Origin of the sequence: Ochrobactrum sp. RH2CCR150, assembly GCA_014138095.1 — a bacterium.
GTDB lineage: Bacteria > Pseudomonadota > Alphaproteobacteria > Rhizobiales > Rhizobiaceae > Brucella > Brucella gambitense.
This window is the reverse complement of the sequence record JACGXE010000015.1, coordinates 76,916-96,742: the sequence shown is the minus strand read 5'-3', so window position 1 is coordinate 96,742 and position 19,827 is coordinate 76,916. Positions and strand designations below refer to the sequence as shown.

Here is a 19,827-nt window from a genome sequence, read left to right as displayed (position 1 = left end):
ATATACTCCTCAACCTACGGTCAAAATAAGCCAGTCAGCGGCGAGCGCAGGCTTGGTTTCGTCTTTTATTTCAACGGTCGCGGAAAGGGTTTGGAGCTGGCCGCTTCCCTTCGGCTGCACCGATTTCGAATGGAACGCACCGCGGATGGAAGAACCAACCTTCACCGGCGCGAGAAAACGGACCTTGTCGAAACCATAATTAATTTCAACTGCACCGGCTGCAACTTCCGGCAAAACCTCGCGACTGAGTTTGGTCAGCAGACCAAGAACCAGAAAACCATGGGCGATAGTTCCACCAAAGGCACTTTCTTTTGCAGCGCGCTCGGGGTCCGTGTGAATGAACTGATGATCATCGATGACATCCGCAAATCGATCCACAAGCTGTTGATCGATCTTGATCCAATCCGAGCACAGGATCTGGCTTTCCGCGCCCGCGTGTGGTGCAGAGTTAGGGTTTATTTCCAAAATTAAATCCTCCAAGCGTTGAAAAATGGACAGCGGTCGCATTAATCAACAACATACTGAGTAGTATGCACTTGATCATGGCTTTGTCTAGTGGCATTTTGTCGTTGAAATTTGCTAGGCTAGGCTGCCGCTTACCTATGCATCAATCGGAGTAGCAGATGGCTGACAGCCGCCGAAATAACCGAACGGACAGTACCGGGAATGTCGTGATCCTGGAAACAGCCGCTCAGTGCTTCATGGAGCAAGGCTTTTCCACAACGAGCATTGACGACGTGGCGCGCAGGATGGGCTCGACCAAGGGGCGCATTTATCACTACTACTCATCGAAGACGGATTTGTTCTTCGATGTACATCGTGAAGGCATGGATCGACTGTTCAAGGCTGTCGAACCCGTCATGACGTTGAACGGCTCGGGCCTGCATAGACTTGAAGAGATGCTCATGGCGCACGCACTGGCCATGATGAACAACGTCGCTTTCGAAGCGGTCGTGGTGCAGGGTGTTCATATGCATAAGCTTGCGGCGACAACACCCGACCAACGCCGGACACTCAACGAACTGATTTCGATCAGGCGTCGGTTCGAAGACCTGTTCAAGCAGGTCATTCGCGAAGGCATCGAGGACGGCAGCATCCGTCAAGTTGATGTGTCGGTAGCGGCAAAGGCTGTACTTGGTGCCATCAACTGGCTTTCAATCTGGTACCAACCGCGCAGTGTGGAAACAGAAACCGACCGGGTCGCGCTCGCCAAGGAAATCGTGGGCATACAGATCAGAGGTTTGCATTCGTGAGAGGCGCTTTAACGCCTCTCACGTGTGGACAATATTCCCAAACTTATGAAACGCGCTGACGCGCTTCATTTTGCAGTAACGAACCGATCAAGCTTGCCCAGCGTTTCCAGACCAAGCTCAATCGCCCCGAAGCCTTTGGCCGTCTGGAATTCGGCGGCTGTGGTGAAGACCATTCCCAGGGTTACTTTCGTGAAACCGTCTTGATCCTCAAACGAGGCCCATGCATCCGCATGTTTCGGTCCATTCTCACCCCATAGCAAGGTATAGCCAAGCCGTTCTTCCGGCTTGACCTCACCGTAGCGGTGGTGGTTCGGATACATTGTGCCATCCGGCCCGATCATATCGAAAACCCATTCGCCGCCCTGACGCAGGTCAATCCTCTTTGTGCGGCAAGAAAATCCTTTCGGGCCCCACCAAAGTGGCAAGGTTTCCGGGTTCATCCACGCCTTCCAGACCACGTTGCGCGGTGCACGAATAACTTTCTGCAACACCATGGTGCGTTCGGCAGCAAGGGCCATATTGTCCAGTCCGGCTCCGAAACCTGCTCGATAGCCAGCTTCCATATCGCCCGCCAGCGAAGACAGCTGCACCGTTACGATCAGGTTGCTCCTTTCGCCGAGGTCAGAGAAAGCGGCTGTGACCAATGCGGCTGATTGCTTCACACCTTCGCAAGAAATCACCTCATAATTCACGCTTCGTAGTGCGGGCTGCAATTCGAGCCAGCCGCATTCGCAACGAATGTCCGGCTGACCTTTCACCTTGCATAGCGAAACCTCGCGACCACCGATCCGCGTATCAGCTTCCAGAAACTCCACCTCGACGGCTGAATTTGGCGCAGCCCAAACTGCCCGTGCGGCTGGAGCAGCCCACGCCTGCCACAGGGCCGAGACGGGTGCGGCCACATTTCGCTCGAAAGTCAGCGTCGTGAAACGGCCTTCACCGGTGGGCGCTGTTTCAATGCTACTCGGCTTTTGAATTTGTGTCATTTTCGCGCTCCTCCATCACACTCATTACAAATGCATCAAGACGATCCAGACGTGCTTCCCAAATGGCGCGCTGTTCATCCATCCAGCTGCGCGCCGGTTCCATCGCTTCGGGCCGAATAGCACAAGTGCGTATACGGCCATCCTTGGAAGATACGATCAAACCAGCTTCTTCCAGCACGGAAAGGTGCCGCATCACCGTCGGCAAACGAAGCCCCGTGGGCTCGGCCAAGTCGGTTACCGCCGTCGGCCCAGAAGCCAGACGGGTCAGGATCGACCGGCGTGTCGGGTCTGCCAGCGCGTGGAACAAAAGTGAAAGGTCTGGATCATGCTTAGCCATATCGCTAAGTATTCAGATAAAGGAGGGATGCGCAAGAGAAAACTTAGCCATTTGACGAAGTTTTTCTTGCGCTACCCGAACGGCTGTTCACCTAGCCGCAATAGGCGCGGATGATTTTGCCGGTATTCGCATCGGTTTCGATGGTTATACGTTCCTGCCGGAAGTCCATTGTAACCGGATCGCCGGTCTTGACCTGACGCACCATGGTTGCGCCGGTGAGCTGCATGGCAGCGTCGTCGGTCATTTTGTCCTTGCCCGCAAGAGTTTCAGCAATGTCCTTCTTGCAAATTCCAGCCTGAGCTTCAGCAGCGACCGGAGCCTGCTCTTTTTGACAAGCGGCAATGGCAAGCAACAGCACTGCACCAGACAACAAAGATGCGCGACGCGTGGAATACATGATCGAGATATCCTTTCAGCAAAATAATAGGCTACTGGAATCGCATTATCACGAAACACCAGTGGTCTTGCGAAGGTGCATAATCGCTCTCAGATGACCAGAACATGAATGCAACACGATTTTCGGTTGGCGCAACAAATCTGTATCGGTATGTTTTCCCCGAATAAAGATCGGCATCGGGATGGAACTATGAACCTGCACAATGGAAGCACATGGGCGAGATTCCACTCTGCCTTGCTCCCATTTATCATTTGGCTGCTGCTCAATCTTCTGGTGATCGGCGGCCTCGCCATTTACCAGCGTTCTGAATTATTATCCGAACTTCAGGCGGCCAGTTTCACGTTACATCGTGAAGCGTCCCAGCGTGCGGTTCAGCATGATGCCCATTTGACGGCGCTTTCAACGATTGCGCAATCCAAGGTGCGGACCGCCGAACTTTCCCAGGACGATGTGTTTCTGGAGGTCGCTACGACCATCACGCGCTTCTATCCACGTATCGATGAAATTCAACTTGTGCCAATCAATCCAGCAGCGGCGGTCACGGGCACAAGAGAACTGGAACCGGGGCTGACCGAAGCCATACGAGCGGCAGCACTTTCGTCGAGCGGCGTCCCAAAACTGATCACACCGGCAGCGCGTCCCGGACACTACATGATTGTAAAGCGTAGCCCGAATAACGATGATCCCCACGATGGATTGACGCTATCGATCGATGCTGGCGCCCTTATCAGTTCCGACGATGCATTCTGGCGTCGCAACGGTGTCGCGCGCCGTATTCTCATGCCTGATGGAGCGGTTCTTTTCAGCAGCCCCGCTTCATTCGGCGCGGCGCTCTTTTCCAAGCAATTGGGAAGCGCTTCTCAGCCGCTTCTTTTCGAAACCGCAGTGAATCTAGGCTGGGCTGCCCTGCTTCCACTGGACCAGTTGATCCCGATCCTCATTCTCACAAACCTGCTTTTCTTTGGCGGATTAGTGATCGTTCGCCAGATAAAACGCACGCGACAGGCGGAACGCCGTGCTGAACTGAGCAGCCTTGAAGCCCGGCTGGCCCACGCTTCGCGCGTCAATACAATGGGCGAAATGGCAAGCGGTATGGCGCATGAACTGACGCAGCCACTGACAGCACTGCTCGCTGGCGCACAGGCTGGACGCCGGCTATTGAACCGCAACAATACAACAGCGCTGGCCGGCGCGCTTGACGATATGGTGGATCAGGCGCGGCGCGCCTCCGCCATTCTGGATCGTCTGCGCAACTGGTCTCGCCCGCAACGCAGGGAAAACGTGCAGGCTGACCTGCGTCTTTCGTTGCAGAATGTTCAGACCCTACTGGCCCCGGAAGCAAAGCGGCAAAATGTAGACCTGGAACTTCTGATACCCGAGAGCCCTTTGATGGCCGCAGTAGACCCGGTGGAGATGGAACAGGTCATGTTCAATCTCCTGCGTAATTCCATCGAGTCTTTTCATGATACGGACACCAGCAGTCATCGGCAGGTCAAAGCCTCTCTGAAGGCTGATGGAAGCGCGGTCGTTCTGGAAGTTCAGGACAATGGCCCCGGTGTGGCGCCGGAACTGCTGCCTCGTCTATTCACACCGTTCACGACCAACCGGCCAGAGGGCACTGGCCTTGGTCTCGCCTTGAGCCAACGTCTTGTCGAACGCTTCGGAGGTGAGATTTCCTATATCCCGCAGGAGCAAGGCGCGCTATTTCGCGTGGTGCTTCCAATCGTTGCCGACAGAGAAAGTTGAAGTTGATGGCCCAGCCTGTCTATCTCGTGGATGACGATGAAGCGGTCAGAAAAGCGCTCAGCCTCCTGCTCTCGACCATCGACATTGAGGTCAGAACTTTTGCCGATCCGTCCCTGTTTCTCGCACAACTGTCACGGTTGACGCCGGGATGCCTAATTTTTGATATTCGCATGCCGGTGATGACAGGCCTCAAACTGCAGGAACTGCTGGCAGTACAAGCAATCGACTGGCCCGTGATCATTATTTCCGGCCATGGCGATATCGAAGCCTGCCGCCGTGCTTTTCGCAATGGTGCCGTGGATTATCTCTCGAAACCTGTCGATGAGCAGGACTTGATCGATGCAATCCAAAAAGCCCAGCAATTGCTGGAAAAGAGGCTGGGTAACAAGGCATTGAAGGCTGAAACCCTCGCCTTGCTCGATGCGCTGACCGCACGCGAGCGTGAGGTTCTGGAGCACATAGCGCAAGGCTTCACCACCCGGCAAATTGCGGACGGTCTTGGCCTTTCGCCAAGAACCATTGACAGCCATCGCGCCGCCATCGGTGTGAAACTGGGCACCACATCTCAGGCAGAAATGACCCGTTTGTGGCTGGAAGGGAGCGCTAATCCGTAGAACTACGGACAAGATCGCAAGGGCTACGGATTCAGTTTTCGGACAGGCGAAGTTAGGTAACGTTCATCGAAAACGAGGAACGACCATGATCCGCAAACTTGCAATTATCGCTCTGTCGCTGGCTCCGGCCACCGCTTTCGCTCAAACCCTACCGACGACGCCTTATCTGCCGCTTGATCTCGCAACCAAGGCCGCTCAGGCTGCGCTGGATGCATGCGTTGCCAAGGGCAACAATGTGAGCGTTGCGGTTGTAGCACGCGATGGATCGACAAAAATCCTGCTCAAAGCCGATCTTTCCGGCCCGCACACCGGCAACAGTGCTGTAGGAAAAGCGTTTACCGCAGCAGCTCTTGGCCGCGACTCCGGCGAACTTGCCGAATTTATCGCTTCAAAGCCCGCTAATAGCGGCATGCGCGATATGGATTCGCGCTTTGTCATCCAAGCGGGCGGATTGCCGATCAAGATTGGCGATGCGCTGGTTGGCGGAATTGGCGTCGGCGGCGCACCGTCTGGCGCGACAGACGCAGAATGCGCACTGGCCGGTATTCAGGCAATCGTGGCGAAGTAGGAAACATCGGGGTCGGGCAATTTACCCGGCCCCGATTTTTGAGTGGCGGCATATCGCGATCTTGAAACAAGGTTCCTTTTCATAGATGAAGGTTGGATAATCCACGCCATCGGTCTGTGAAACGGAAAACTTTGATGACTGTTACGATCTATCACAATCCGAAATGTGGGACCTCTCGCAACACATTGGCGATGATCCGTGCCAGCGGAGAAGAACCCGTCGTCATTGAGTATGTGCAAAGTCCGCCATCGCGCGAAAGACTGCTAGAACTGCTGAAAGCGATGCAGATGACGCCGCGCGAACTTCTCCGTGAGAAGGGCACGCCTTATGCAGAGCTGGAACTGCAAGATTCAAAATGGACCGATGACGAATTGATCGACTTCATGATGGCGTATCCCATCCTGATCAATCGACCAATCGTTGAAACACCGTTTGGTACCAAGCTGTGCCGTCCATCCGAACTGGTTCTCGACCTTCTCGACAATCCGATTACGGCATTCACCAAAGAAGACGGCGAAAAGATTTTCTTCAAATAACACGACAACGCTCTTTCAAAAAGAGACCGCCGCGAAAGAATATTTATAAGCAATCGCGGCCTATTTCATTAAAAAGCCCGCATATATTTCTGCTTGATTAAAGAAGGTAATTTGATAGTAAGAGCGCATACTGAATAATCAGGATCGCGCCAGAATTCCGAATATGACAAATATTTCTCAAAACGAACTGAATCTGTCAGCCATTTTGAAGAATGCCTCGTCGTTTCCCCTGATGATGGATGCCAGATCAGACGATGCCATTGGGTTGCTGCACACATAAAGCTGCAGCGACCCCGACACTCCCATCATGACGAAACATGAAGTTCGATCTGGCAAGGCCGATCGTCCTTAAAAACGTTTGGGTTTTCAAATGGCTATCTGGACTGAGTTGGCGAGCGCCGGCAATGATGCTGGCGACCAAATATTGTTACGCCAAAGAGGCGATATCTACGAAATTCGCTACAATGGACTGGAATTGATGTCGAACATCAATTTTCAATCGGAGATAGTTCTCGCAGAACGTTCTCTGCGGTTTTTGCGTCAAACACCAAAGAGAATTCTGATCGGCGGGCTTGGCATGGGGTTCACGCTAAGAGCGGCGCTCGATTATGTTCCTCTGGAAACACAAATCACAGTGTGTGAACTCATCCCCGACATCGCTGAATGGAACCGCTCATTCATTGGCCATCTCGCCGATCATCCGCTGCGTGATCGTCGTGTTGAGCTTCAAATCGGTGATGTCATGGAAACCTTGAAGCAACGCCCTTCAACGTTCGACCTGATCTTGATGGACACCGACAATGGCCCCGATTTTCTGGTGCGAGAGCAAAACAACGCGATTTATTCCGGAAATGGCCTGACCGCATTGGGTCGAGCTTTAACGCCAACAGGGACAGCAAGCTTCTGGTCGGCGACAGCATCTTCCAGGTTCGAGACAATGCTCGATGCGGAACAATGGGACTGGGACCGTCACGACGTGTGCCTGATCAGCGGCAGAGCCGATGCATTCCATCATATCTACTCTGTCAGTCGAAGCATGACGACGCCTCTCCATGCTCGAAATGCGAGCAACGCATACCAACTGATTGGTGCTTAGCGCACACCGATAGAGAAAGGCGGCTATCGAGCCGCCTTTCATGCACCATCTCTGAAAGGGTCCCGGTGGCGCGCAGCTCAGGAGAAAATCTACTCGCACTGTATAATATGCTAGGCGTGCGGCACGCTGGCTGATAAGTCCACGATACGAAGTCGTGAAAACTATATAGTCAGAGAAGCAGGCATTATGAGTCACGAATCCCATGATCCGGGCGGCAAAGTTCGTCTGAAAATCAAACCGGAAATCAGAGGAGATGCACTCTTTTCTGACTGTGGCCGATATCGTCGGCTTTTGACGCGTGAATGGGACGGCGGCGATCAAGACGGGTACGTGCTTTGGATTGGCATGAATCCAAGCACTGCAGCCTATGATGTTGATGATCCAACGGTTTTCAAAGAACAGAAATTTACACGCCGCTGGGGTTACAGCCGCTATGTAAAATGCAACGTCATGGACTATCGTGCGACACATCCGAAAATGTTGCTGGAAGAAGGCGTTATCCCCTGCACCGATGAGAATATTCAGACAATTCTCGAGCAGGCCAGAGGCGCGGCAATTGTCGTCATGGCCTATGGATCGCTTCACAAGAAGCTGGCGCATCACGGAGAAGTCGTGACGAACATGTTGCGAAACAACAATATCACGCTCCATGCGCTGAAGATCACCAACAATGGTTCGCCGGGGCACCCGCTATATCTGAAGGATACGAGCGAACTGATCATTTACTGACCTGTTGCTCGCGAAGAATTCGGAAAATTGATCACGGACCGGGCACGCAACTGATAAGCAGTCCAATTACTGACAGACCAACGACAGAAAGACGGAAAATTGTCCAAGAACCCTCCTCGCAACCAGGCTGGTTTTGCAACGCGCGCGATCCATGTTGGTCAGGAACCCGATCCGTTGACCGGAGCCGTGATCCCGCCGATCTATCATGCGACGACCTATGTGCAGGATGGTATCGGGGCGAGCAAGGGATATGACTATACGCGAAGCGGCAATCCAACCAGAAACAACCTTGAACGCTGTCTGGCAGACCTTGAAGGCGCAGAAACCGCATTTGTTTTCCCGAGCGGACTTGCCGCAGCCGCGACCTTGCTGGAGGCGCTTCCCGCAGGTTCATCCATATTGGCTCATAATGATCTCTATGGCGGTGTCTACCGGTTGCTCGCCGATGTTCGGCCAATCACAGCCGCGCAGAATGTGCGCTTTGTAGATTTTTCCGACGAGGCCGCGCTGCGTGAAGCCGTGGCCACGCACAAGCCTGCCCTGCTCTGGTTTGAGACGCCGTCCAATCCAACGCTCCGCATTGTTGATCTGTCGCTGGTTGCGGAGCTTGGCAACAAGGCAGGTGCGATTACTGTCTGTGACAGCACCTTCTCATCTCCCGCTGGCCAACGCCCGATTGACCATGAAATCCATGTCGTCGTTCACTCGGCAACAAAGATGCTGAACGGTCATTCAGACCTGCTGGGTGGTGTTGTCGCCGTATCGGCGAATGCACCTGCGGGGCTTGCAAAGCGGGTGGGTTATTTGCAGAACGCCCTCGGCTCCGTCATGTCGCCTGCAGATTGCGCTCTTTTGCACCGCTCTTTGAAAACTCTCGAAATTCGCAGTATCCGGCAGTCGCAAACGGCGCTGAAGCTGGCAACCAGCCTTGAACAAAGAGCGGAAGAACTGGGCCTGAACAGGGTTGTCTATCCCGGCCTGACGAGCCATCCGCAGCATAAAATGGCCGCCGACCAGATGATCAATTTCGGCTGTGTAATCTCTATCGAAGTCGGCGGCGACCTCGCACGGGTCGAGCGCATTTTGACTTCGACACGCTATTTCCACTTTGCAGTCAGCCTTGGAAGCGTGGAAAGCCTCATTCAGCACCCGTCGTCGCTGACCCATGCAGTTGTTCCCGAAGACCAGAAAAGCCAACTCGGAATTAGCGCTCAGCTCATTCGCATTTCCATCGGCCTCGAAGATCCGGAAGATCTCGAAGCCGATCTAGTGCAGGCATTGATGAACAACCGCTAAGCTTCACTCGAAGGCGAAATGGCTGAGCTTTCCATCAGCCATTTCGTTTCATCGAATAAGGCAGGAAAAAGAGATATAGCCCCGTCGCCAGCAACACAAACAGCGGCAAAAGTGGTGAATAGACCACCCATGCTGGCGGTTGGCCGAAAGCCATGGTGGCGAAATTCGCAATAACGGTCAGAGTAAATATAATCGATAGCCAGCGGTGAACCTGCCGGATGGATCTATTCAAGGCCATTTGTTCTTTCCCCTTCAGAAACCAGCCACAGGCTTGGTGGCTGGCTCTTTTGTTAATCTTCCGTTTCGCGCGCTCCGAGCAGTCTTCAAAGCGGCAAGTTCAATCCACATTGCCCGCCACGGATTCGAGCTTTTCGAGGAAGCCCTGCCACCCGTGTTGTGCACCATGAAACGCCTGCGTCTGATCCGGCATGAAACCCGTCTGCTCCATTCGCAAATGTGTGCCGGAGGCAGTCGGTTTGAGTGTCAAAGTCACGACGCTTCTAAGATTGTAAGCGCTATTCTCGTGGACATGATTCCAGGTGTAGGACAGCTGCGTGTTCGGCTCGACTACCAGTACTTCACAATCCAGCACACCACCCCACTCGCCGCGAAGCTTGAACTGATGGCCGACAGTCGGCGCGAAATCATTGTTCATCAGCCAATCGGCGATCAGATGAGGCTCGGTCAGTGCGCGCCAGAGCTTCTCGGGCGGATAAGGTATCTCGCGCTCGACAACCACCGTACGGGTCTCAGTTGATATCTCGCTCATTGGTCCATCCTCCTCAACAAATCTTCAAGGGCGTCAAACTTCCTCTCCCAAAAGCCGGTCATTTCCCGCGCCCAGTCTATAAGCGGCGCCAAAGCAGCATATTCGGCTTTGTAATGGCTCTGGCGGCCTTCATGGCGATCGCTCACAAGCCCCGCCCGCTTCAACGCGGCAAGGTGCTTTGAGACGACAGGCTGAGAAACCCCTGCTCCCGCCGTCAGAACCGTGACCGTTTTCTCGCCCTCGCGACAAAGGCGTTCAAATATCGCCCGCCGCGTTGGATCGGCCAGTGCTTTGAAAACTTCATCTCGCGTCACAGTCACTTTATTCATACCTCTATAGCTATGGATTAATTCATAGCTACGTAGCTATGCGTTTGTCAAGCGCGATGATAATCGCTTCAAAAGCCTGCCATAGTTGTATGCACATGAATATGCGCATATACTCGTCAGAAAGGAGACTGTGATATGTCGGAGCATGAAGCAGCACGCATATTCAAGCGTGCGACCAATCTCTCAATCGATAGCGAGCTTCTTGCGGAGGCCCGTCGGCATAAGATCAATATTTCCAGAGCGGCTGAACTTGGAATCGCGCAGGCGGTTGCAGCCGCCAAGGCGACGCGCTGGAAAGAAGAAAACCGCGCTGCGATACAAAGCTCGAACGCTTATGTCGAAGCAAACGGCCTGCCTCTCGAACGCTATCGCCAATTCTGATGGCTCGATACGACGTCTACCCGAACCCCGGCGGCGGCTATGTGCTGGACGTGCAGGCCGACCTGCTCGATGAGCTGAAAACGCGCATTGTTATTCCGCTCATCAGCAAAACATCAGCCCCGCTCCCAGCAAAACGCCTTAATCCCAGTTTTGAGATTGAGGGTGAAGCCTATATTCTCGTCACCCAGTTCATGGCGGCAATTCCGGTCTCGGTTCTGAGCGAGCCCGTGACAAACCTTAAGGCCGCACATGACGAGATCGTCGCAGCCATTGATATGGTTTTTCACGGCTTTTAAGCCGAGGGCCATGTCAAACACACGCCGATAAGTGTGCCAGCGGTGCCTTACTCTCTTGCCATAGGCCTTAGCAAATACTGCAACCACTCTGCAAGATATCGGTTTTTGCCGCGAAATCCGCCAGATGCGGAACTTACAAGTGAACTCGTGAGTTTTAACAAGCGCTTTGCGTTGTATCGAACCATAGCAATTGGCGCGCTGACTGACGCGGAGGAGTTGTCGTGGAGAATTTTTTCACTCGTCTTTCTCAGAGCATCGCAGAGCTGGCAGGAACATCCTATGCTTTCGGCTGTGCTCTGGGGTTCATTCTTGTTTGGGCCTGCTCAGGTCCGCTTTTCGGGTTTTCTGATACCTGGCAGCTCGTCGTGAACACCGCCACCACGATCATCACCTTTCTGATGGTGTTTCTGATCCAGAACTCGCAGAACCGCGATTCTACAGCCGTAGAAGCCAAGCTGGATGAGGTGCTTCGTTGTGTAAAGGGCGCGCGTTCGCAGCTTATCGGCATTGAACATTTGACTGAGAGCGAAGTCGAAGCAATCCGAACAGCCATCGAAGACGAGAACGGGAACGAGCGTGCCAATGTGAATGTTGAAGAGTTGCTTCGCAATGCGACCCGCAGGGCAAAACGACATCAAGCGAAGTAAAATGCACTCCCGGTTATCCGCTTCAATTGGAGTGATTTAATCCGATACATCAGCGGTACGAAAAGTTGAACGCCTTCCATCGGCGGCCGAGCATCACTGGCTGGTCCGGATTATTCGGTTCTGGCGAAGGCTGCCCGGGGTCAGGGAGCGGCGGTATCTGCTCCGGCTCATCTGGACTGACCGGCTCACCATCGGGGGCCGGTATCGTTTCAGGCGGCGGTTCTGGCAGTTTTTCCGGCTCCGGAGGTGGTATCTCGTTGGGATTTCCCGACATTTGCCTGAAACCCGTTGACCAAATGCGTTCAGTATCGAGTTGTGGTGCGGTCATTTGACGATCCTCTCTTACTAATGAGGATCAACCTGTCATTCACCCAATTGTTCCGCTCTATTCCTGATGCATCCCGGATTTCTTGTAAGCACTGCGCAATTCGTGTTTCCTCATTTTTGATCGTCCGCCCAACTGCGCGATGAGCGAGCCAGCCACTGTCGTCTCCCTCAAGCAGCTCAACGCGCTGTTGTTACGATGGAATTAGGACTATCGATCCTGTTGTTCTGCGCGCCTCAAGATCACTATGAACGGCCACAACCTCATCCATGGACCGCTGCGTAATATGATCGACCCGAACCTCACCTGAAGCTAGCCGTCGAAACAGCTCTTGCGATCGTCTTTCCAGGTCGCTTTTCTCGGCAATATAATCGAACAGCACTGGTCGGATCGCGGACAGAGATCCCTTTGCAAGAAGAGACAGTTCAAACCCCTGAATAGGCCCGGAAGACTGACCGAAGTTCACAAAACAGCCAAAACGCTGCAAACATTGCAGCGAGCCGCGCCATGTGTCTTCACCAACGCTGTCATAAACAACAGCACAGCCCAGCCCCTTTGTGATCGACAGAACTTCCGACACGAAATCTTTTTCACGATAATTGATGACGTGATCATATCCATGATCATGTGCGAGAGCGACCTTGTCATCAGACCCGGCAGTGCCGATTGTCCTAGCTCCCAAGACCTTCAACCATTGTCCAAGCAAAAGCCCGACACCGCCTGCTGCGGCATGGACGAGAACAACATCACCCGGCTTTACTGTATAAGATGAAGTGACGAGATACTGTGTCGTCAAGCCTTTCAACATGGCGCTTGCCGCTACAACATCACTCAATCCGTCTGGTATGATCACAAGCTGCGATGCCGGCAGATTCCGCAAGGTGCAATAAGCGCCATGCTGCATGACATAGGCGACGCGGTCTCCCGGCAAGAATCCGTTCACCCCCTGTCCCACGGCTGTGACAACACCTGCGGCTTCCGCTCCCGGAACCATTGTCGGTTGCGGCCACGGATAAAGACCGCTGCGGTAGTAGGTATCGAGGAAGTTGACCCCGATCGCCGTATGGCGCAGCTGAACCTCGCCCGGCCCGGGTTTAGGAACGTCAACTTCAGTCCATTCAAGAACGTCTGGACCGCCCGGCTTACGCGCGACATAGGCATAGGCTTCACTCATGGAATGCCCTCAGCTTTTGACATCAAATTCTGGGTCGACCGGAATTTGCAGGGCCGTCACGATATGGTTGGTTTGGGCAGCCAAACCAATAACCGCTAGGAGTTCACCATGTTGCGCATCGGTCATCCCCTTGGCGCGCGCTGAAGCTGTGTGAGAGTGAACGCAATACTGACAGCCATTGGCTGTTGATACGGCAATATAGATCATCTCACGCACAACGGGATCGAGGGCTCCCGGTGCAACCATGATCGACTTGAGCTGTTCCCAGACGCGCTTCAAATTGACAGGATCGTTAGCAAGACCACGCCAGAAATTATTGACGAAATCTGATTTTCTGGTTGCGCGTATATCATCGAAGACGGCTTTAACTGCAGCATCCTTCTCAACGTCTGCATCACTCAACAGTCTGACAGTGGCCATGGTCTTTCTCCTCAGGCGTGCGCCCATTCCCAATAGAAGCTGCGGGTGCGTTTGGTAGCAGTTCCGTAGTCAAAGCGGCCTTAGTGTACTGCCGCATACATGATCTTTTCTTCCGTCGCTTCTGCTGGCGAGAACTCCTCGACGATACGCCCCTGTCTGCAAACAAGAATTCGGTCGGAAAGATTCATGATTTCAGGTAGATAAGACGAAATCACAACGACAGCCAGCCCCGCATCAGCCAACTCGTTGATCAGCTGATGGATTTCAGCAATCGCGCCGACATCCACGCCACGTGTCGGCTCATCGAAAATCACCAGGCGAGGCTCCTGCACCAGACCTTTGCCTATAACGACCTTCTGTTGATTGCCGCCGGACAATTCAACCACCCTGGCATTGTCATTGATCGCGCGAATATTGAGCTGCTTGATCCATTGCGAGGAAAGCGCCTGCATTTCCTTCAGGCTTACGATGCTCGACTGTTCTTTATCGGCAGCCAGAACACCCGCAAAAAGGTTTTCCGCAATTGACATTGTTTCAAAAAAGCCTTCGCTTTTCCGGTCTTCAGTGATGTAGACGATCCCCGATTTTACGGCTTCGCGCGGCACATAATAGCGAACTGGTTTGTCATCGAGTTCTATAGTACCTCCGCGCAGAAAGTCTCGTTTGTAAATCCCGGAAATGACTTTGAATGTTTCGGTCCGGCCAGATCCAATCAGCCCAAAGACGCCGGTGATCTGACCCTCAAAGATTGAAAACGAGTTGTTGCGAACCGCACTCCCCATGGAGATATCTTGAACCGACAGTATTTTTCGGCCCGCCTGACGCAAACCCGACGCATCTCGCTGGCGATATAGCTCACCCGAAAGAGAACGGCCGACCATCGCGGCCACGATCTTTTCGCGGTCGAAATCTTCAACCGCACCGCTAGCGACCAATTCTCCATCACGCAGGATTGTGATCCTGTCCGAAATCATCAGCGCTTCTTCCAGCGCATGGCTGATGAACACAATCGAAACACCCTTGGCTTTCAACCGTCGGATCAGCGCAAAGAAATGGCGTTTTTCCTCCGGCGTTAGCGTTGCTGTCGGCTCATCGAAGATGATGACTTCTGCATTATGATGTACAGCACGGGCAATCTCGACCATCTGCTTTTTGGCCGCTCCAAGCGTTTCCACCATCGCAGTCGGATCTACGGAAAAGCTCAGCGACTGTAAAAATTGTTGCGCTGAAATATAGATACCTCGGAGACGATTAAGGAATTTTTCGGAACCGAGATAGAGGTTCTGCGCAACTGTCATGGAAGGTACCAGACTGGTCTCCTGAAAGACCATTGCAACGCCTGCTTCCAACGCTTCATTCGGCGATGAAAAACGAACTTCTTTTCCATTGTAAATCAAGACGCCCGAGGTCGGCTCAACGACACCGGCAATCATCTTGGTGAGGGTCGATTTTCCGGCCCCGTTTTCACCAAGCAACGAGTGAACCTCGCCACGCCTCAATCTGAAATCGACATTCTTCACAGCGGGAACGCCACGGTATTCCTTGGTGACGTTCTTCATTTCGACAACAATATCGTCTGTCTGAGCCATCAGTGCACCTTCTCATGGCTATGATCGACCCATCCCGCATCAACAACACAGTCGCCGCCCTTGCTGGCCGCCAGCAACCGTCCGTTGTGTTCGATAACGCTGCAAGTACCATGGCGCTGGCCATTGGCTCGGCTATGATAGCTGAGAACCGGTTGGAATTGCCTGTCGAGCCGCACGACAAGTCCATAGGACCTGCTTGGAGCCCATGGTTTATGAACGCCCATTGTTTTGATGCCACCGCATTGCAGTGGTTCAAGAAAACTGCGTCCAGACGACAATGCGGGTGCAATCCAGAATTCCTGCGGAACCTGATCAATCATATCACTACGGTAATATCTCTCCTGCAGAACAAGCTCGATCAGTCGATTGCGTGGCGCAAAAAACGCCAGCCACGCACCATCACCTGACGCTGGCGACAGGCGAGCAGGATAACCCGGCAACTTGTCAGCAACGATGCGTTTTTCGCCTGTTTCTGCATCGAGAAAAACCAGCCGGTGCTTCCAGCTTTCACTAAAGACCAAGCCGCCGGCGGTCGGCAAAAGCCCATAAGGGTATGCGAGTCCCGAAGCCACTTGCTGAAACTGTGTAGCGCCAACAGTCCGCTTCCAGATGGAGCCTGACGAGCCATGGCGCATCAAATCGGCGGACCAATTGGCCGCCGAGTGATCCGCAGACCCATTGGCCAACCACAAGGTTCCATCCACAGCGTAGCTGAGAGCTGTGATGCAACCAATCTTCGCAGGCAAAGGCTGCTCGTGATTGTCGATGAGGAGTTTTCCGGTTTCGAGGGCCACGGCGAGTTCACCCGAAGGTCCAGACGCGAGGCTCGTCACCGGGGCAGAAAAGTGCTCAACGACTTCCGGCGCGTTATTGGCGGTCAACCGGAAAACAGCGTTCCCGCTCGAAGCGAGAAGCGCGCCCCCGGACACAACAAGATTATCAGCCTCGTTGAGGTCTGCAAAAACCGAAGCCTCATCAAGAAGGGTATTGGGACGGAATGCACCATCAAGCGGTGGTATTGTCACAGCCTTGCCGCGGAAGAAATCCAGGATCGGATCAAAGATCATTGTTTTTCTCCCCAGTACGAGGCAGGACCTGTCCAGTCCGTGGCAGCGCCCGCGATCTTATAACGACCGATACGGTTGTTCAGGATGCCGCCGACAAAGAGATAACCCTTGTGTTCGCGCATGGAGGTTACCATAGGGTGCGAAACACCCGACAAATCGCCCAGCGTATCGATGATCTTTCCCGTTTCATCAAACTTTACCACACCGCCGGTGTTGATATTAGGGAACAGCCACTCATCCTGTGGTAGACGACGCGTCATGCGCTTGCGCATATCAGGATGGCGCAGTGATAGATCAAAGCTTGGCGTGCGCATGCCGAGCCACGCCATCCAGTAGCTTCCATCAGATGCGCGATTGATATTGTCCGGATAACCGGGCATGTCTTTGATGACACATTCAGCCGTTCCTGCCTTTGGTCCTTCCAGCCAATAGCGATGTACCCTGCAGGCCCAGCTTTCGGCAAAATAGATCGACTTTCCGTCATGGGCCACACAGACACCGTTGGTGTAACGATAGCCATCCAGAAGTGTTTTCGTCGAACCGTCTTTGGGGTCATAAACCAGAAGCCGTCCAGTTGGGCGGTTCTCAATGGAATCGAGCGCCCAGTCATGAGCGTCATAGCGTTTGGTTGAATCAGTGAAATATATGCGTCCGTCGGGTGCAATGTCGCAGTCATTGGGATCACGCAAGCGCGCGTCATCTACAATAGACGTCAATGAGCGCGCGGTCTCTGCCGACAGTTTCTTCACTTCCCGCTCTGGCGAAATGGAATATAGACCCATCGCTCCGACACAGGAAATCAGATTGCCAGCCTTGTCAAAGGCAAGTCCGAGCGGAAAGCCGCCGACGTGAGCAAAGACTTCCGAACGCGAATAGTCTGGAGCAAAGAAGCGTATGATCTCTCCATGGCGGGTTCCGCAATAGAGATTGTCATTGCGATCAAGAATGACGTCTTCCGGCCCTTCGAGTTCGCCAAGACCGATATAATCTGTGCCCGAAAGGCGGTCATCCAGTTCATATGGTGTGCCGGATCCCGGGGCCGCCGACAAGGTCTCACCCATTTTGAGATAGACCGGCGCCACATAAATCTCGTTGAGAACTTTGTGACGGTTCTTCAGCCAGCGAATATCGACTGTCACAGCAACGGCGAGCATGACGCCCAGAACAAGCTGCGTTGTGCCCGTCCCGTAACCGAGACGAATGAGCCCGTTGGTCATGACGAGAACGATGATCGCGCCCATCACACCCTTCACGACCGAGCCGCGACCGCCACCCAGACTGTTACCACCAACCACCGCTGCGGTAAGCGCCAGAATTTCGAGATTCAGGCCTGTGCCGGGTCCAACACCGCTCAAACGACAAGCAATGAGAAAGCCAGCGAGAGATGAGCACAATCCCGAGAAGACATAGGTGAAGAATACCGTTCGGCGCACACGGATACCGGCATTATGTGCCGAGCGGCGAGAGCCGCCGACAGCCAGAATATGCCAGCCTGGCCGAGATCGCGTGAGAACGATATGTGTAACGACAGCCATCACGATTGCCGCAATCACCGACGCGGAAAAACCGAAAACAGTTTCGTCACCAATGAAATCCCAAACATCGGAAGAAGCGAGAGACGTTTGCACGGCGGCAGCAAAATTCACGACGAGAATATCGTATATGGCGCGACCGATGATAAATGTCACCAGCGTGGTGATAAACGCACGCAGTCTTAAAATGCCAACCAGATACCCATTGATCGCACCATAGACTACGCCGGTAGCAATGGAAGCAAGCAGCGCTAGCCAGACCGGCTGCTCGAAGATGAAGAATACGGTGACCGCAGAGAAAGCAGAAAGCGCAAAGATCGAGCCGACTGACAGGTCAATGCCACCGCCCAGCATAACAACCGTGAGCCCAGTGACCACCAGGGAGAACTCACCCAACTGGCGTGTGGATTCCTGCAAGGACGAGATCTTGAAGAACCCTGATACCTGTGATCCAAAAAGCGCAATCGTTGCCACAAGCACGGCAAAGGGAATGGCGTTATCAGTCCAGCGTTTTGTCAGCACCTCACCGATCAGATGATCAGGAATGTAGTTATAGCGCCAAGCCTTGATACGTTCTCGTAACGACATAGGGACTTCCGGAAATTTGATGTGTTCCGCCAAATATCAGATCGCCATGCGCCAAAGAAAAGCGCGTGGCGATCTGTCGGTTTTTCAATCAGCCCCGGCAACTCTCCAGCCGGTTAAGCCGATATTATTGAGCTGCCTGTGCCTGCAGCGCCTTGACATCCCAGCAACTGGCGGGATTGAGATCCTTTTTGGTCGTCGCCTTTTCGAGCGTGTAAATATAGGTGTGCGACGTTCCTGCAGGCTGGCCGCTTTGCAGAAGGAACTTGATGATCGCATTGATATCGCCCGATTGGCGCGCGAGGTCTGTCATCACGACGGCACCATAGGTGTTGTCTTCAAGACGATCGCAATCTGCAGTCTTTTCACCGCCGCCCGTCGTCACAAGAAAGATCTTGTCCTGAAGCTTGGCGTCGCGGATTGCAGCGGCAGTCCCGGTAGCGTCACCGTCCCAGAAATCGATAATGCCGCAAATGTCTGGATGCTGCTGCAGGATTGTGGTCGTTGCATTGCGTGCTGTCGTGGCATCCCAATTGGAGTCTGGTTTAGCAACGACCTGGAAATCCGGGTTCTTTTCAAGAACCTTGGTGATGCCAGCATATTGATAGAGACTAGATGCGTTGACCTGATCTCCCTGGATGAGCGCAATTTTCTTTGAAGAATTTGCTCCGCAACCCTTTATAACCGCTTCGGCTTCAAGTTGCCCCAGACGATCCCAATCGGAGCCAATGAAGGCATCGACGGCATAGTTGACCGGATTATCAATGGCGATGACGTAAATTCCCGCTGCCTGCGCCTTCTTGAAAAGCTTGGCATAAGAGTTGAGATCGGGCGATTGTACGATGAGAACGTCGGGCTTGGTATCAGACGCGATGGCTTCGGTGATGGCCTGCGCACCTGCTTCGGCACTCCAGTTTGGATCGCGTGTTTCGAAAATGCCGCCGAACCCCTCAACCTCGCTCTTGAGGTAAGCCGCCCATCCTTGCGCCAGGTCGAAACCCATCGTCATGGGCACGAGTAAAACACGCTTGCCCTTGAGCGCCTTTTCATAAGCGGCCGGACCTGGATCTTCGGCTGCTTTTGCCATTTGCACGGATAGAACCGTGGACATGATGGCGGTTGCCGCCAGAATTGTCCTGAAAAGCTTCATAATGT

The 19,827-nt window shown here is 53.5% G+C and carries 25 protein-coding genes; 11 read left to right on the top strand and 14 right to left on the bottom strand.

The annotated features are described in order from the left end of the window. Positions 1 to 9: 9 nt before the first annotated feature. Entirely contained in the window at positions 10 to 507 is a 498-nt protein-coding gene (locus tag FHW03_RS21860; protein ID WP_182522563.1) for a MaoC family dehydratase, read from the bottom strand. Between the two features lie 116 nt (positions 508 to 623). On the opposite strand from FHW03_RS21860, the gene FHW03_RS21855 reads away from it, so the two are divergent. Next, positions 624 to 1,253, top strand: coding sequence for a TetR/AcrR family transcriptional regulator (locus FHW03_RS21855; protein WP_182522562.1), 630 nt, complete (start codon positions 624 to 626; stop codon positions 1,251 to 1,253). 65 nt (positions 1,254 to 1,318) lie between these two features. Here the strand turns inward: FHW03_RS21855 and FHW03_RS21850 are convergent, their stop codons facing one another. From FHW03_RS21850 to FHW03_RS21840, 3 genes are all read right to left on the bottom strand, one after another. After that, on the bottom strand, positions 1,319 to 2,239 hold the full coding sequence (locus FHW03_RS21850) for an SRPBCC family protein (RefSeq protein WP_182522561.1): 921 nt from the start codon (positions 2,237 to 2,239) through the stop codon (positions 1,319 to 1,321). After that, positions 2,214 to 2,576: a metalloregulator ArsR/SmtB family transcription factor gene (locus FHW03_RS21845; RefSeq protein WP_182522560.1), complete on the bottom strand. Its 363-nt coding sequence runs from the start codon at positions 2,574 to 2,576 to the stop codon at positions 2,214 to 2,216. The genes FHW03_RS21850 and FHW03_RS21845 overlap by 26 nt, the downstream gene beginning before the upstream one ends. Before the next feature lie 91 nt (positions 2,577 to 2,667). Further along, positions 2,668 to 2,973, bottom strand: coding sequence for an I78 family peptidase inhibitor (locus tag FHW03_RS21840; RefSeq protein WP_182522559.1), 306 nt, complete (start codon positions 2,971 to 2,973; stop codon positions 2,668 to 2,670). Between the two features lie 189 nt (positions 2,974 to 3,162). Here FHW03_RS21840 and FHW03_RS21835 point away from each other — a divergent pair, with 189 nt between their 5' ends. The 7 genes from FHW03_RS21835 to FHW03_RS21805 all read left to right on the top strand — a co-directional run bounded on the left by FHW03_RS21835 (position 3,163) and on the right by FHW03_RS21805 (position 9,558). Next, on the top strand, positions 3,163 to 4,719 hold the full coding sequence (locus FHW03_RS21835) for an ATP-binding protein (protein ID WP_182522558.1): 1,557 nt from the start codon (positions 3,163 to 3,165) through the stop codon (positions 4,717 to 4,719). Positions 4,720 to 4,724: 5 nt separating this feature from the next. After that, entirely contained in the window at positions 4,725 to 5,333 is a 609-nt protein-coding gene (locus FHW03_RS21830) for a response regulator (protein WP_182522557.1), read from the top strand. Between the two features lie 85 nt (positions 5,334 to 5,418). Further along, positions 5,419 to 5,901, top strand: coding sequence for a heme-binding protein (locus FHW03_RS21825; RefSeq protein WP_138786659.1), 483 nt, complete (start codon positions 5,419 to 5,421; stop codon positions 5,899 to 5,901). Between the two features lie 134 nt (positions 5,902 to 6,035). Continuing rightward, positions 6,036 to 6,437 carry an arsenate reductase (glutaredoxin) gene (gene arsC / locus FHW03_RS21820; RefSeq protein WP_182522556.1) on the top strand — a complete coding sequence of 134 codons (402 nt, stop codon included), beginning with the start codon at positions 6,036 to 6,038 and terminating at the stop codon, positions 6,435 to 6,437. A gap of 370 nt (positions 6,438 to 6,807) precedes the next feature. Beyond that, a complete protein-coding gene (locus FHW03_RS21815) occupies positions 6,808 to 7,533 on the top strand; it encodes a hypothetical protein (RefSeq protein WP_182522555.1) in 726 nt (241 codons plus the stop codon). A gap of 186 nt (positions 7,534 to 7,719) precedes the next feature. Then, positions 7,720 to 8,262 carry a DUF1643 domain-containing protein gene (locus tag FHW03_RS21810; protein ID WP_182522554.1) on the top strand — a complete coding sequence of 181 codons (543 nt, stop codon included), beginning with the start codon at positions 7,720 to 7,722 and terminating at the stop codon, positions 8,260 to 8,262. 99 nt (positions 8,263 to 8,361) lie between these two features. Continuing rightward, entirely contained in the window at positions 8,362 to 9,558 is a 1,197-nt protein-coding gene (locus FHW03_RS21805; RefSeq protein ID WP_182522553.1) for a PLP-dependent aspartate aminotransferase family protein, read from the top strand. Between the two features lie 34 nt (positions 9,559 to 9,592). Here FHW03_RS21805 and FHW03_RS21800 read toward each other — a convergent pair whose 3' ends face one another. From FHW03_RS21800 to FHW03_RS21790, 3 genes are all read right to left on the bottom strand, one after another. Then, positions 9,593 to 9,796: a hypothetical protein gene (locus FHW03_RS21800; RefSeq protein WP_182522552.1), complete on the bottom strand. Its 204-nt coding sequence runs from the start codon at positions 9,794 to 9,796 to the stop codon at positions 9,593 to 9,595. Positions 9,797 to 9,895: 99 nt separating this feature from the next. Further along, positions 9,896 to 10,327 (bottom strand): SRPBCC domain-containing protein, encoded by a 432-nt coding sequence (locus FHW03_RS21795; RefSeq protein ID WP_182522551.1) that lies wholly within the window; start codon positions 10,325 to 10,327, stop codon positions 9,896 to 9,898. Then, positions 10,324 to 10,656 (bottom strand): metalloregulator ArsR/SmtB family transcription factor, encoded by a 333-nt coding sequence (locus FHW03_RS21790; RefSeq protein WP_210277373.1) that lies wholly within the window; start codon positions 10,654 to 10,656, stop codon positions 10,324 to 10,326. The genes FHW03_RS21795 and FHW03_RS21790 overlap by 4 nt, the downstream gene beginning before the upstream one ends. Positions 10,657 to 10,791: 135 nt before the next feature. On the opposite strand from FHW03_RS21790, the gene FHW03_RS21785 reads away from it, so the two are divergent. From FHW03_RS21785 to FHW03_RS21775, 3 genes are all read left to right on the top strand, one after another. Continuing rightward, positions 10,792 to 11,037, top strand: a complete 246-nt coding sequence (locus tag FHW03_RS21785; protein ID WP_113534456.1) for a type II toxin-antitoxin system CcdA family antitoxin — start codon at positions 10,792 to 10,794, stop codon at positions 11,035 to 11,037. Next, a complete protein-coding gene (locus tag FHW03_RS21780; protein ID WP_182522550.1) occupies positions 11,037 to 11,333 on the top strand; it encodes a CcdB family protein in 297 nt (98 codons plus the stop codon). The genes FHW03_RS21785 and FHW03_RS21780 overlap by 1 nt, the downstream gene beginning before the upstream one ends. Positions 11,334 to 11,554: 221 nt before the next feature. Continuing rightward, positions 11,555 to 11,980 carry a low affinity iron permease family protein gene (locus FHW03_RS21775; RefSeq protein ID WP_182522549.1) on the top strand — a complete coding sequence of 142 codons (426 nt, stop codon included), beginning with the start codon at positions 11,555 to 11,557 and terminating at the stop codon, positions 11,978 to 11,980. 49 nt (positions 11,981 to 12,029) lie between these two features. Here the strand turns inward: FHW03_RS21775 and FHW03_RS21770 are convergent, their stop codons facing one another. From FHW03_RS21770 to FHW03_RS21740, 7 genes are all read right to left on the bottom strand, one after another. Beyond that, positions 12,030 to 12,308 (bottom strand): chitin-binding protein, encoded by a 279-nt coding sequence (locus FHW03_RS21770; protein WP_182522548.1) that lies wholly within the window; start codon positions 12,306 to 12,308, stop codon positions 12,030 to 12,032. Positions 12,309 to 12,498: 190 nt separating this feature from the next. Then, positions 12,499 to 13,479, bottom strand: coding sequence for a quinone oxidoreductase (locus FHW03_RS21765; protein WP_182522547.1), 981 nt, complete (start codon positions 13,477 to 13,479; stop codon positions 12,499 to 12,501). A gap of 9 nt (positions 13,480 to 13,488) precedes the next feature. Continuing rightward, complete coding sequence (locus tag FHW03_RS21760; RefSeq protein ID WP_182522546.1) at positions 13,489 to 13,899, bottom strand: carboxymuconolactone decarboxylase family protein; 411 nt, start codon at positions 13,897 to 13,899, stop codon at positions 13,489 to 13,491. An 80-nt stretch (positions 13,900 to 13,979) separates the two neighbouring features. Further along, the gene (locus tag FHW03_RS21755) at positions 13,980 to 15,488 is read right to left on the bottom strand and encodes a sugar ABC transporter ATP-binding protein (protein ID WP_182522545.1); all 1,509 of its coding nucleotides are present in this window, start codon (positions 15,486 to 15,488) and stop codon (positions 13,980 to 13,982) included. Beyond that, positions 15,488 to 16,555: a hypothetical protein gene (locus tag FHW03_RS21750; RefSeq protein ID WP_182522544.1), complete on the bottom strand. Its 1,068-nt coding sequence runs from the start codon at positions 16,553 to 16,555 to the stop codon at positions 15,488 to 15,490. The genes FHW03_RS21755 and FHW03_RS21750 overlap by 1 nt, the downstream gene beginning before the upstream one ends. Then, the gene (locus FHW03_RS21745; RefSeq protein WP_182522543.1) at positions 16,552 to 18,675 is read right to left on the bottom strand and encodes an SMP-30/gluconolactonase/LRE family protein; all 2,124 of its coding nucleotides are present in this window, start codon (positions 18,673 to 18,675) and stop codon (positions 16,552 to 16,554) included. The genes FHW03_RS21750 and FHW03_RS21745 overlap by 4 nt, the downstream gene beginning before the upstream one ends. Before the next feature lie 124 nt (positions 18,676 to 18,799). Then, positions 18,800 to 19,822 carry a sugar ABC transporter substrate-binding protein gene (locus tag FHW03_RS21740; RefSeq protein WP_182522542.1) on the bottom strand — a complete coding sequence of 341 codons (1,023 nt, stop codon included), beginning with the start codon at positions 19,820 to 19,822 and terminating at the stop codon, positions 18,800 to 18,802. Positions 19,823 to 19,827 lie beyond the last annotated feature (5 nt).